Consider the following 13,088-nt stretch of genomic DNA (forward strand, 5'->3'; position numbering starts at 1 on the left):
AGGCTGTTCACTGTTATCAAAACTTCATGGTTCCGATATGTGCCTGAAACATTGAGGCTGGAGCTTGGCGGTCCCGTTCAACGCCATCCCGGAGACAGCCATGAACAAGCTCTCGTTGACCCGCCGCGCTTTCGTTACCTCGGCCAGCGCCTTTGGCCTTGTCGGTGCCTCCGGGCTCGCACTGCCTTATTATTCCCGTGCCAACCAGCGCCCGGCCTTCACCCATGGCGTCCAGTCGGGCGACGTCGATGCCACCTCGGGCATGGTCTGGACCCGCACCGATCGGCCGGCGCGCGTGATGTACGAAGTGTCGACCACCGAAAGCTTCGCCGACGCGACGCGGCTGGCTGCGCTCGATACCTCGCCGGCAAGCGACTACACGGTGAAGCGGCTGCTCACCGACCTCGCCTCCGACCAGGACATCTTCTACCGCATGACTGCCGCCGACCTTTCCGACATCAATGCCGTCTCCGAGCCGATCGTCGGCCGCTTCCGCACCGCGCCGGCCTCCAAGCGCGACGTGCGCTTCGCCTGGTCGGGCGACACCGCCGGCCAGGGCTGGGGCATCGACGAGACCGGCATGAAGACCTATTCCACCATCGCCAAGCACACGCCGGACTTCTTCCTGCATTCCGGCGACACGATCTATGCCGACGGCGCCATGAAGGACGAAGTCGACCTGCCCGGCGGCGGCAAGTGGAAGAACGTCGTCATGGTCGACGGCAAGCGCAAGGTCGCCGAGACGCTGGACGAATACCGCGACCAGTGGAAGTACAACATGATGGACAAGCATGTGCTGGGCCTTTCCGCCATCTGCCCGACCTTCTACCAGTGGGACGACCACGAGGTGCTGAACAACTGGTCGGATTCAAAGGACCTCACCGCCGACAACCGCTACAGCGAAAAATCCATCCATGTGCTGGCGGCCCGCGCGGCGCGCGCCTTCCATGAGATGACGACCATCCGCTACGAGCCATCGGAGCCCGGTCGCGTCTACCGCAAGATCGCCCACGGGCCGCTGCTCGACGTCTTCTTCCTCGACATGCGCTCCTATCGCGGTCCCAACGGCCCCGACATGGAAGAGACGCTGACGCCGAAATCGCGCATGCTCGGTGAGCAGCAGACGCAGTGGCTGAAGCGCGAGCTCGCGAACTCCAAGGCGACCTGGAAGATCATCGCCGCCGACATGCCGCTCGGCCTCGTCGTCTGGGACGATGCCGCCAAGAAGGCTGGCGCCGAGGCGGTCAGCAATGGCGATAATGGCGGGCCGAAGGGCCGCGAGCTCGAATTCGCCGATCTGCTGCGCTACATCAAGAATGCCGGCATCGCCAACACGGTGTGGCTCACCGCCGATGTCCACTACACGGCGGCGCATTACTACAACCCCGACAAGGCGCAGTTCCAGGATTTCAACCCGTTCTGGGAGTTCGTCTCCGGCCCGATCCACGCCGGTACGTTCGGCCCCAACGACCTCGACATGACGTTTGGTCCGGAGTTGAAGTTCATCAAGGCGCCAACCGCCGAGCAAGGCCAGAACCTACCGCCGTCGGCCGGGCTGCAATTCTTCGGGCTGGTCGATATTTCCGGCGCCACCGAGCAGCTCACCGTGCGGCTGATGGATCGCGACGACAACGAGCTCTACAAGATGACGCTCGACCCGGTGCGGTCGGCGTAAGGCCGGCGCGAGGCACCCCCCTCTGTCCCGCCGGACATCTCCCCCGCAAGGGGGGAGATTGGCGGCTTCGGCCTTGGCGCCCCTCTCCGACGCTTGAGATTGGCGAAAGGCGACGTCACATCGATCTCCCCCCTTGCGGGGGAGATGGCCGGCAGGCCAGAGGGGGTGGGAAGGATCGCTACGTTTGCCGCGTTCTTAAGACTGCCGTCGTCAATCCGGATAGCAGGTCGCTGGAACGTTCGGCCAGACGGCGCTGTCGCAGTCGGCCGCCTTCTGCCGCTGCTTGAAAGCGGCGCTGACCGGGCCGGTGACGATCGGATCGACGCCATCAGGGGCGTCGGCGAACATCTGCTGCGCGGTCTTGGCGTCAGGCGGCGAGATCGGGTCGGCTTCTCTCAGCGCCGCCGCCGACTGCGCGGCGCCGGCCGCGACCAGCACGCCAAGCGCTGCCCACGCGAAAACCGGACGCAATCTGGACATCTGATCGGTCATGAACATCGAACTGCCCGGCCCCTCAAAGGTTCCGCCTTGGTTAACAGAATCATTTCACACCAAGACGTTTAAGAATCAGTGACCACGTATTTGGGGTGGGGCCTCCCCTTTCGCAATTGCGAAAAACCTTGTATGAGCCGCGCAACCGAAAAAGGCGGCGCCTTTGGGCCTGCTGCCGGCAACGCTCCCGAGACCAGAAAAATGAACATCCGCAATATCGCGATCATCGCGCACGTCGACCATGGAAAAACCACCCTCGTCGACCAGCTCCTGAAACAGTCCGGATCCTTCCGCGACAACCAGCGCGTCGCCGAGCGCGCCATGGATTCGAACGACCTCGAAAAGGAACGCGGCATCACCATCCTCGCCAAGGCGACCTCGGTCGACTGGCACGGCACCCGCATAAACATCGTCGACACGCCCGGACACGCCGATTTCGGCGGCGAGGTCGAGCGCATTCTGTCGATGGTGGATTCGGCGATCGTGCTCGTCGACGCCGCCGAAGGCCCGATGCCGCAGACCAAGTTCGTCGTCGGCAAGGCGCTCAAGGTGGGCTTGAGGCCGATCGTCGTCATCAACAAGATCGACCGCCCGGACGCCCGCCACATCGAGGTGGTGAACGAGGTGTTCGACCTGTTCGCCGCGCTCGACGCGACCGACGAGCAGCTCGATTTCCCGATCCTCTACGGTTCCGGCCGCGACGGCTGGGTGTCCGAGAATCCCGAAGGCCCGAAGGACCAGGGCCTGGCGCCGCTGTTCGACCTCGTCGTCAAGCATGTGCCGGCGCCGACGGTGCATCCCGGTCCGTTCCGCATGATCGGCACCATCCTCGAAGCCAATCCGTTCCTCGGCCGTATCATCACCGGCCGCATCGAGTCCGGCACGCTGAAGCCCAACCAGGCGGTCAAGGTGCTGCATCATGACGGCACCCAGATCGAAACCGGACGTATCTCGAAAATCCTCGCCTTCCGCGGCCTCGAGCGCCAGCCGATCGAGGAAGCGCAAGCGGGCGACATCGTGGCGATCGCCGGCCTGTCGAAGGGCACCGTCGCCGACACCTTCTGCGATCCGACGGTGACCGAGCCGCTGCACGCGCAGCCGATCGACCCGCCGACGGTGACGATGTCCTTCCTGGTCAACGACAGCCCGCTTGCCGGCACCGAGGGCGACAAGGTGACCAGCCGCGTCATCCGCGACCGCCTGCTGCGCGAGGCGGAAGGCAATGTGGCGCTGAAGATCGAGGAATCGGCAGAGAAGGATTCCTTCTTCGTCTCCGGCCGCGGCGAATTGCAGCTTGCGGTGCTGATCGAGACGATGCGCCGCGAAGGTTTCGAAATCGCCGTGTCGCGGCCGCGCGTCGTCATGCAGAAAGGCGAGAACGGCGAACTGCTCGAGCCGGTCGAGGAAGTCGTCATCGACGTCGACGAGGAACATGCCGGCGTCGTCGTGCAGAAAATGTCGGAGCGCAAGGCCGAGATGGTGGAACTGCGTCCCTCCGGCGGCAACCGCCAGCGCCTTGTTTTCCACGCACCGACGCGTGGGCTGATCGGGTACCAGTCGGAGCTCCTGACAGACACGCGCGGCACCGCCGTGATGAACCGGCTGTTTTACGCCTACGAGCCGTATAAGGGCGAATTGCCCGGCCGCACCAACGGCGTGCTGATCTCCAACGAGCAGGGCGAGTCGGTCGCCTATGCAATGTGGAACCTGGAAGACCGCGGCCCGATGATCATCGATCCGGGCGTCAAGGTCTATCAGGGCATGATCATCGGCATCCATTCCCGCGACAACGACCTCGAGGTCAATGTCTTGAAGGGCAAGAAGCTCACCAACATCCGTGCCGCCGGCAAGGACGAGGCGGTGAAGCTGACGCCGCCGGTTCGCATGACGCTGGAGCGGGCGCTGGCCTGGATCCAGGACGACGAATTGGTCGAGGTGACGCCGAAGACCATCCGGCTGCGCAAGCTTTATCTCGACCCGAACGAGCGCAAGCGCTTCGAGAAGTCGGCCAGGGTGATGGGCGCGGCGTAGGGTTTTTTCGCAAGCAGTCACAAAGGGAGGGAGTTGTTGCTCCCTCCCTTTCATTTCATCCGCTTGCGGCCGAGAGGATGGCGTCGCGGTCGGCCTCGCCGGTAAGGTCGATGCGGACCGCCGTGCTATTGCGCGCCGGCTTGCGCAAAGCTTTGGCGTTGCCCGGTTCGATGATGAGCTGCTTTTGCTCTTCCCAGCCCTGCAGCCTTGACCGGGAGATACCCAGTTCGCCTGCAAGGAAGCGGTCGAGCCGCAGGGGCGTTGCGGTATCGAGCCGAAGCTCGAGCCAAAGTGCGGCCGCGCATTCCGGCCTGCCGTCCAGCAGCTCTTTTCGGACCGTGACATCGGGAAATTCCTCGATCCGTTCGATCCGGCTCCGTAGTGCTGTGGCATCGAAAGCATGGAGACGCACGAGCGCCGGATCGTTGCCCTCCAGCGCCGCAAGCAGCGCCGACTTGATGTCGCGGCGGTTGCTGCGCTCCAGAAGAGTGCGGTTCCAGGAGTTGTCGCAGCCTGTGCAGCGGTAGGTCAGCCAGGCATCGATGCGCTTGCCATTGGCGTTCACACGGAATTTGCCGCTGCACCGATAGGGTCTCACGCCGCCGCAGCGATTGCAGTTGATGAGAGGTCGAGGCGCGATTTCGGGCGCGATCGTCCAGCGAATACGCAAGTATTGAGACATGCCGGTAGGCCCTTCCCGTCGGGAAGTCCGTCAGGCCGACGATGTCCGAGATGCCCGCAGGCACGGTGTGGCGAAGACTGTGCAGGTTGGAGGTCAGGCGTCGGCGTGGATTACGCGCGGCGGCTCAGCAATGCCAAACCGGTCTCGAAACCGCCGCCTGAAGAACACATGAAAATGATGCAGGTGCCGCCAAAGCTGCGCCTGCGGTGTTTTCGGGGGTTAGACGAGACCGGCGGTTACTGAGGCAAAGTCAGGCTCGAAATGGATAAAGGGTCGGCTCTTCTAGCTGGGCGAAGGCGGGCAGGCAAGTCCGGCCCGCCTCATCGCCGCGGCGATGGCGACGCTCCTGAGTGTCACATCATCTCGATGATCGGCGCGATCTCGACGCTGAAGGCCGGGTCCAGCAGGATCGGGCAATCTTTGGCCTTGGCGACGGCATCGTCGATGTCTTTCGCTTCGACGATCGTGTAGCCGGCGGTCGGATTGCTGCCGCCATTGTTCTCGATCTTCCCGCCAGGCAGCACCGTTCTCGACATGCCGACGGGATTGCCGCCGTCGACCACGGCCGGGCCGAGCTTGTCGTACCAACCTGTCCAGGCGTCCATCGCCGCTTTGCGCTCGGCCTCGTCGGTCGGCATCTTACCGGAGCCATGATAGACATAGAGATATTTCGCCATGTTCTCCTCCCTTGTCGGCGGCGTCGAACCGGCATGCGGCCACGCCGCTTGCGATTTGCGGCCATGCCGCAATCCGATATGCGGCCATGCCGCAATCCGATATGCGGCCAAACCGCAATCGTTGATCATCGGACCAAATGGCGGGGCGGGCAATGAAAAATTCGAAGTAGCTAATGTAATACCGGCTTCACCGTGCCATGGCGTGGTATTCGGGGTTCGGCCGCATATCGACGGCGGCCGCCACCCGGTTCGACATGTTGAAGAAGGCGGCGGTCGAAGCGATGTCCCAGATGTCACGGTCGCTGAAGCCGGCCTGCCGCAGCGCGGCGCGATCGGCCTCGACGATCTTTGCCGGCTACTCCGTCAGCTTGACCGCGAATTCCAGCATCGCGCGCTGGCGGTCCGGCAGATCGGCGGCGCGGAAGTTCATCACCATCATCTCGCCGAGCGCCGGCTCGCCCGATAGTTGCCGCACCACCGCACCATGCGCGATCAGGCAGTAATAGCAATGGTTGATCGAGGAGACAGCGACCGCGATCATCTCGCGCTCCAGCTTCGACAGGCCGGAATCGCCCAGCATCAGGTCGTTGTACATGTCGGTGAAAGCGAGCAGCTTCTTCTCGTCGAAGGCGTAGGCCAGAAGCACGTTAGGCACGAGGCCGAGCTTCTCCTCGCATTTGGCGAAATAGGCTTTCGTCGCTTCGCTGAGCTCCGCCTGCACCAGGTCGAGCGCGGTAATCCTGTCAGTCATGATCGTTCTCCTTGCGGGGGCGACGGCGTCGGTTCGAATTTTTTAAAGCGTCGTCAAACCTTTGTCGCCAAACAGCGCTCATCTGGCTACCATAGTCGCAAAAGCATTCCACGGGAGGGAATTGGCGTCATGGCCAGCGTGAAATCCAAGCCGAAGAAGAAAGCAGCAGCCGCCGCGAGAGCGGAGGAGAAGCCAGCGAGGCTTGCCGACTATCTGCTTGCCCGCGCACCGGCGGAGGATATCGCGGCTTATGATGTGGCCGACCTGGAGCGCGCGGGCGAACTCGCCAGCCGGGCAGTCGCCGGTCACAAAAAGGGTGAGAGCGTCGTGGCGGTCGACGCCGATTCAGGCGTCTCCTGCGGCGGCAGGCCGGTCACGGTCATCACCGTCGTCAACGACAACATGCCGTTCCTGTTCGATTCCATCCTTGGCGAGATCGCCGAGACCAGTGGCGAGCCAACGCTGGTCACCCATCCGATCGTCACCGTGCGACATGACAAGAGCGGCGTCGCCGAGGTTCTGGGCGACGCCGGCAAGGACGAGGACGACCGGCTGAGCGTCGTTCATGTCCATATCCCGCGGCTGACCGCGGAACAGGCAACCGCGCTTACCGAGCGGCTGCGCAAGATACTCGGCCAGGTCCGCGCCGCGGTCACCGACTGGAAGCGGATGCTCGCTCGCCTCGACCAGGCGATTTCCGAATTCCGCTATTCGGCCGTGCCGCTCGACAAGAAGAGCGTCGCCGAGGCGATCGCCTTCCTCGAATGGTTGCGCGACGACAATTTCACCTTCCTCGGCATGCGCGAGTTCAAATATATCGGCGAGCAGGAGAGCGGCACCCTGGAGCGCTCCGACAAGCCCGGCCTCGGCATCCTGTCCGATCCGGACGTGCTGGTGTTGCGGCGCGGCACCGAGGCGGTGACGACGACGCCGGAAATCCGCGCCTTCCTGCACGGACCGGAGCCGCTGATCGTCACCAAGGCGAACGGCAAATCCCTCGTGCACCGCCGCATCTATCTCGATTACATCGGCATCAAGACCTATACGGCCAAGGGAGCGCTTGCCGGTGAGTTGCGCATCGTCGGCCTGTTCACCTCGACCGCCTACACGCGCTCGGTGATGAAGATCCCCTATCTGCGCTCGAAGGCCGAGACCGTGATTTCGAAATCCGGTTTCGACCCGCACGATCATTCGGGCAAGGCGCTGATCAACACCCTGGAAAGCTATCCGCGCGACGAGCTTTTCCAGGTTCCGGTGCCTGTCCTCAGAAAACATGCCAACGCCATTCTCGGGCTGATCGAGCGGCCGCGGATCAGGGCGCTGGTGCGCATCGACCAGTTCGACCGTTTCGTCTCCATCATCGTCTTCGTGCCGCGCGACCGTTACGACAGCGTCGTGCGCGAAAAGATCGGCACCTATCTCAAGACCGTATTCGAGGGCCGGCTCTCGGCTTACTATCCGGCCTTTCCGGAAGGCGGGCTGGCGCGCGTTCATTTCATCATCGGCCGCTCCGGCGGCAAAACGCCGAAGATCGAGCAGGCGGCGATAGAGGCGGCGATCCGCGACATCGTCCGCACCTGGGAGGATGCGCTCTCCGATGCCGCGGAAGCGGCCGGCAGCGACCCGACGCTGAAGGCAATCGCCGCGCGCTTCCCGGAAAGCTACCGCGATACCTTCAGTGCTGCCGTGGCGCTCGCCGATGCCGGGCGCATCGCCAGGATCGGGCCCGACAATGCGATTGCGATCGACTATTACCGCCATGCCGACCAGAAGCCGCACCAGGCGGCGCTGAAGATCTATCACTATGGCAGTCCGGTGGCGCTGTCGCGCCGCGTTCCGGTGCTGGAAAACATCGGCTTCCGCGTCATCAGCGAGCGCACTTTCGAGGTCGGCGACGAGGGCTCCGGCAAGGTCTTCATCCACGACATGGAGCTGGAGAACAGCTACGGCAAGGCGATCGATCTAACCGATGGCGGCGCGCTGTTCGAGGACGCCTTCCTGTCGGTCTGGCGCGGCGATGTCGACAATGACGGCTATAACGGGCTGGCGCAGACCGCGGGTCTCTGGTCGGGCGAGATCACCATCTTGCGCGCCTATGGCCGCTATTTGCAGCAGGCCGGCATTCCACAGAGCCAGGATTTCCTCGCCGCCGCGCTCAACCGCTATCCCGAAATCGCGCGCGGCCTGCATCAATTGTTCGTCGCCCGCCTCGGGCCGACGGCCGAAACCGAAGGCGTGGTCGCCGCCAAACACCTCAAGGCGAAGATCAAGGACGCGCTGGAAGAGGTGCCCAACATCGATGACGACACCATCATCCGCCGCTATCTCAACCTGATCGAAGCCTCGCTGCGCAGCAATCATTTCGTAGCCGATACGAAAGAGAAGGGGCAGTCGCTGGCGATCAAGCTCGACTCGCAGGCGGTCGAGGGCCTGCCGGCGCCGCGGCCATGGCGCGAGATCTTCGTCTACGGCTCGGAGGTCGAAGGCGTGCATCTGCGCTTCGGCCCGGTCGCGCGCGGCGGCCTGCGCTGGTCGGACCGCGCCCAGGACTACCGCACCGAAGTGCTGGGCCTGGTCAAGGCGCAGCAGGTCAAGAACGCGGTCATCGTGCCGGTCGGCGCCAAGGGCGGCTTCTATCCGAAGAAGCTGCCGATGAGCGCCGGCCGCGACGCGATCTTCGAGGCCGGCACCTCGGCCTATAAGAACTTCGTCTCCAGCCTGCTTTCGATCACCGACAATATCGGCGTCGACGGCGTCATCCCGCCGGCCGGCGTGGTGCGGCGCGACCAGGACGATCCCTATTTCGTCGTCGCCGCCGACAAGGGCACGGCGACCTTCTCCGACACCGCCAATGCCATTTCCGAGAAGCACGGCTTCTGGCTGGACGACGCCTTCGCCAGCGGCGGCTCGGCCGGCTACGACCACAAGAAGATGGGCATTACGGCGAAGGGTGCCTGGGAAGCGGTGAAGCGGCATTTCCGCGAGATGAACCGCGACATCCAGACGTCATCCTTCAGCGTCGTCGGCGTCGGCGATATGTCGGGCGACGTGTTCGGCAACGGCATGCTGTTGTCGCCGGCGACCAGGCTGATCGCCGCCTTCGACCATCGCGACATCTTCATCGATCCCGACCCCGACATGGTCGCCTCGATGGCCGAGCGCCAGCGTATGTTCGCGCTGCCGCGCTCGTCCTGGCAGGACTACGACAAGGCGAAGCTGTCGGAAGGCGGCGTCATCGTCTCGCGCAGCCAGAAGTCGATCACGCTGCCGCCGGCGGCGGCGGCCGCGATCGGGCTTGTCAAAACCACCGCGACACCGGTCGAGATCATGAACGCCATCCTCAAGGCGCCGGTCGATCTTTTGTGGTTCGGCGGCATCGGCACTTACGTCCGGGCTTCCGGCGAGAGCAATGCCGATGTCGGCGACCGCGCCAACGACGCCATCCGCGTCACCGCGCTCGACGTGCGCGCCAAGGTCATCGGCGAGGGCGCCAATCTCGGCGTCACGCAGCGGGCGCGCATCGAATTCGGCATGAATGGCGGCCGCTGCAATTCCGATGCCATCGACAATTCGGGCGGCGTCAACTGCTCCGACGTCGAGGTCAACATCAAGATCGCCTTGGCGTCGGCCATGCGCAAAGGCTCGCTGGCGCGGCCAGCGCGCAACAAGCTGCTCGCCGAGATGACCGACGAGGTGGGCGCGCTGGTGCTGTCCAACAATTACCAGCAGACGCTGGCGCTTTCGCTGGCACGCAAGCGCGGGCTGGCCGACATCGCGCACCAGGCGCGCTTCATGACGGCGCTCGAAGCGCGCGGCCTGCTCGACCGCGCGGTCGAGACGCTGCCCTCGCCGGCCGCCCTTGCCGAGCGCGAGGCGCGCGGCGAGCCGCTGACAAGGGCCGAGCTTGGCGTGCTGCTTGCCTATGCCAAGATCGTGCTGTTCTCCGACATCGTCGCCAGCGACGTGCCGGACGATGCGCATTTCGACCGCGACCTGATGGGCTATTTCCCGGAGCGCATGGCGAAGAAATTCGCCGGCGAGATCCGCGATCACCGGCTGCGGCGCGAGATCATCGCGCGCGTCGTCGCCAACGATCTGGTCAACAGAGGCGGGCCATCCTTCGTCGACCGGCTGCAGGAGGCGACGGGCCGCACCGCGGCCCATGTCGTGCGCACCTTCGCGGTGGTCCGCGACGGTTTCGCGCTGCCCGCGCTCTATCAGGAGATCGACGCGCTCGACAACCAGATCGACGGCCAGATGCAGCTCGATCTCTACCAGGCGGTCAGCCGGCTCATCTTCGTGACCAGCGGCTGGTACCTGAAGAACGATGCGGGTTCAGCACCGCTCAGCCAGCGCATCGCCGAGCTGCAGGAGGCGCGCAAGGCGCTGGAGCCGAAGCTGGTGTCGCTACTGCCGGCTTTCTCACGCGAGCGGATCGAGGAGCGGCGGCATGGCCTGTTCAAAGGCGGCGCGCCGGAGAAACTGGCCGAGAAGCTGGCGCTCGCCGAGGTGGGCGAACTGATCCCGGACATCGCGCTCACCGCGCGCACGGCCAATGCCGACATCGTCAGCGCGGCCAAGGCCTTCTTCGCCGTCAGCGATGCCTTCCGCATCCCGCGCGTCGAGGAAGCCGCCCGCTCGATCATGCCGCCGGACTATTACGACCAGCTGGCGCTGTCGCGCGCGACCGACACGATCGGCGCCGCAAGGCGCGGCATCGCGGTCGCGGCACTCACCGCCCATGGCAAGGCAGCCGATCCGGTCGCGGCCTGGCTCGAGGCCGGCGGCGAGCGCGTCGGGCGCATCCGCGAGCGGCTGCAGGCGCTGACCGAAGGCGGCGACATCACCGTGTCGCGGCTGTCGGTGGCGTCTGGGCTGATGAGTGACCTGACTGGGATGTAAGCCTTCGAGAGCTTGGGTTTCCTCGCCCCCGCCAGAGCGGGGGAGAGGTGGCCGCGAAGCGGCCGGAGAAGGGCCCCTCGTAGGGCAGAGCCCTTCATCCAACGATCTACGCGAGCTTGCTAGAGCAATTCCAGGAAAAGTGTGTAACGGTTTTCCGTCCGGAATTGCGTAGAAACAAACAGTTAGAGCAGTTCGGCGTTTCCGTGAAACGGTGAACTGCTCTAGGCCGGCGCTATTCCCCCTCTCCGTCTCGGCTTCGCCGAGCCACCTCTCCCCCACTTCGTGGGGGCGAGGAACCCAAGCCCAATGAACGTGGTGCTGTGCTTGTTCATTTGCATGCGCGAGGGAAACATGCAGACATGACGCCGGCAACAGGACGGTTGGAGGGGACATGGCCGAGGTAGCAGTGCAGCGGGCAACGGGGCGCGGCATCTGGGGCTGGATGTTCTTCGACTGGGCGGCGCAGCCCTTTTTCACCGTCGTCACCACCTTCATCTTCGGGCCGTACTTCGCCTCACGCATGGTCAGCGATCCGGTCGTGGGTCAGGCTGCCTGGGCCTGGGGCATCGCCGCCGCCGGGTTGGTCATCGCCGTGCTTTCGCCCATACTGGGCTCGATCGCCGACCAGACGGGCCCGCGCAAGCCGTGGATCGCCTTCTTCGCGGCAGTCAAGATCACCAGCCTCTCGCTGCTTTGGCTCGCGGCGCCCGGTTCAAATGTTTTCCTGATCGTGCTGTTGTTCTCGCTGGCCTCGGTGGCCGCGGAGTTCTCGACCGTGTTCAACGATTCGATGATGCCGCGGTTGGTGCCGAAGAGCGAAATCGGGCGCATCTCCAACATCGCCTGGGGTCTCGGCTATCTCGGCGGGATGATAGCGCTGATTTTCGTCATTCTGTTCATGGCCGGCAATCTGGAAACCGGCAAAACGATCATCGGCCTCGATCCGATCCTCGGGCTCGATCCGAAGCTCGGTGAAGATGCCCGCGCCACCGGACCAATGTCGGCCGGCTGGTATTTTCTCTTTATCCTGCCGATGTTCTTCTTCACCCCGGACGCCGCCAAGGGCATTCCGATCGGACCGGCAGTGCGCGAGGGCTTGTCGGAGCTGAAATCGACGCTGGCCGAGGCGCGCAAGCGCGGCGGCATCTTCCGTTTCCTCGTCGCCCGAATGATCTATCAGGACGGCGTCAACGCGCTGCTCACGCAGGGCGGGGTGTTCGCTGCGGCGATGTTTGGCTGGTCGATCACCGAGATCGGCATCTTCGGCATCATCCTCAATGTCGTCGCCATTTTCGGCTGCTGGATCGCGGCGCGGCTCGACACCGCGCTTGGTTCCAAGGCGGTGGTGATGATCGCGCTGGTGATGTTGACCGTGGCTACCGCCGGAATCATCTCGACCGGGCCGGGCTTCACGCTGCTCGGCCTGATACAGCTCCCGATGACTGATTCCGGCGGCCTGTTCGGCACCGCGGCCGAGAAGGCCTACATCCTTTACGGGCTGCTGATTGGCCTTGCCTTCGGGCCGGTGCAGGCTTCATCGCGCTCCTATATGGCGCGGAGCGTCACGGCCGCCGAATCGGGCCGCTATTTCGGCATCTACGCGCTGTCCGGACGGGCGACCAGCTTCCTGGCGCCATTCCTGCTCGCGACGATTAGCTACCTCAGCGACTCTTCGCGGCTCGGCATGGCCGTGATCATCCTCTTTCTCGGCATCGGCATGGCGATCCTGGTCAGAACGCCATATCCGGCGGACAAGCCGGTGGAGTGAACCTACCCTCCCCCTTGTGGGGAGGGTCGATCCGCGAAGCGGAGCGGGGTGGGGGTCGGCGCCATCACCCCGCCCCGGTGCGCTCGCAAGCGAGCGCACCGACCCTCCCC

At 64.3% G+C, this 13,088-nt stretch carries 7 protein-coding genes and 1 pseudogene; 4 read left to right on the forward strand and 4 right to left on the reverse strand.

Features of this window, described 5'->3' with window-relative positions; genetic code table 11:
- Positions 1-100 precede the first annotated feature (100 nt).
- On the forward strand, positions 101-1,675 hold the full coding sequence (locus tag RFM40_RS19795) for an alkaline phosphatase D family protein (RefSeq protein ID WP_320278057.1): 1,575 nt from the start codon (positions 101-103) through the stop codon (positions 1,673-1,675).
- 210 nt (positions 1,676-1,885) lie between these two features.
- Here the strand turns inward: RFM40_RS19795 and RFM40_RS19800 are convergent, their stop codons facing one another.
- Complete coding sequence (locus tag RFM40_RS19800; protein ID WP_320278058.1) at positions 1,886-2,167, reverse strand: hypothetical protein; 282 nt, start codon at positions 2,165-2,167, stop codon at positions 1,886-1,888.
- 201 nt (positions 2,168-2,368) lie between these two features.
- Here RFM40_RS19800 and typA point away from each other — a divergent pair, with 201 nt between their 5' ends.
- Positions 2,369-4,198 carry a translational GTPase TypA gene (typA, locus tag RFM40_RS19805; RefSeq protein ID WP_320223805.1) on the forward strand — a complete coding sequence of 610 codons (1,830 nt, stop codon included), beginning with the start codon at positions 2,369-2,371 and terminating at the stop codon, positions 4,196-4,198.
- 55 nt (positions 4,199-4,253) lie between these two features.
- On the opposite strand, the gene RFM40_RS19810 is transcribed toward typA, so the two are convergent.
- The 3 genes and pseudogenes from RFM40_RS19810 to RFM40_RS19820 form a co-directional block, all read right to left on the reverse strand.
- Positions 4,254-4,763 (reverse strand): DUF1062 domain-containing protein, encoded by a 510-nt coding sequence (locus RFM40_RS19810; protein ID WP_430691711.1) that lies wholly within the window; start codon positions 4,761-4,763, stop codon positions 4,254-4,256.
- 470 nt (positions 4,764-5,233) lie between these two features.
- Complete coding sequence (locus RFM40_RS19815; protein WP_292340500.1) at positions 5,234-5,557, reverse strand: YciI family protein; 324 nt, start codon at positions 5,555-5,557, stop codon at positions 5,234-5,236.
- Between the two features lie 187 nt (positions 5,558-5,744).
- A pseudogene (locus RFM40_RS19820) lies at positions 5,745-6,308 on the reverse strand (peroxidase-related enzyme).
- Positions 6,309-6,437: 129 nt separating this feature from the next.
- Between RFM40_RS19820 and RFM40_RS19825 the strand changes: the two are divergent.
- Positions 6,438-11,210, forward strand: a complete 4,773-nt coding sequence (locus tag RFM40_RS19825; RefSeq protein ID WP_320278060.1) for an NAD-glutamate dehydrogenase — start codon at positions 6,438-6,440, stop codon at positions 11,208-11,210.
- A 391-nt stretch (positions 11,211-11,601) separates the two neighbouring features.
- The gene (locus RFM40_RS19830; RefSeq protein WP_320278061.1) at positions 11,602-12,978 is read left to right on the forward strand and encodes an MFS transporter; all 1,377 of its coding nucleotides are present in this window, start codon (positions 11,602-11,604) and stop codon (positions 12,976-12,978) included.
- Positions 12,979-13,088: the final 110 nt, after the last annotated feature.

The organism is Mesorhizobium captivum (assembly GCF_033977165.1).
In the GTDB taxonomy this organism is placed as follows: Bacteria; Pseudomonadota; Alphaproteobacteria; order Rhizobiales; family Rhizobiaceae; genus Mesorhizobium; species Mesorhizobium captivum.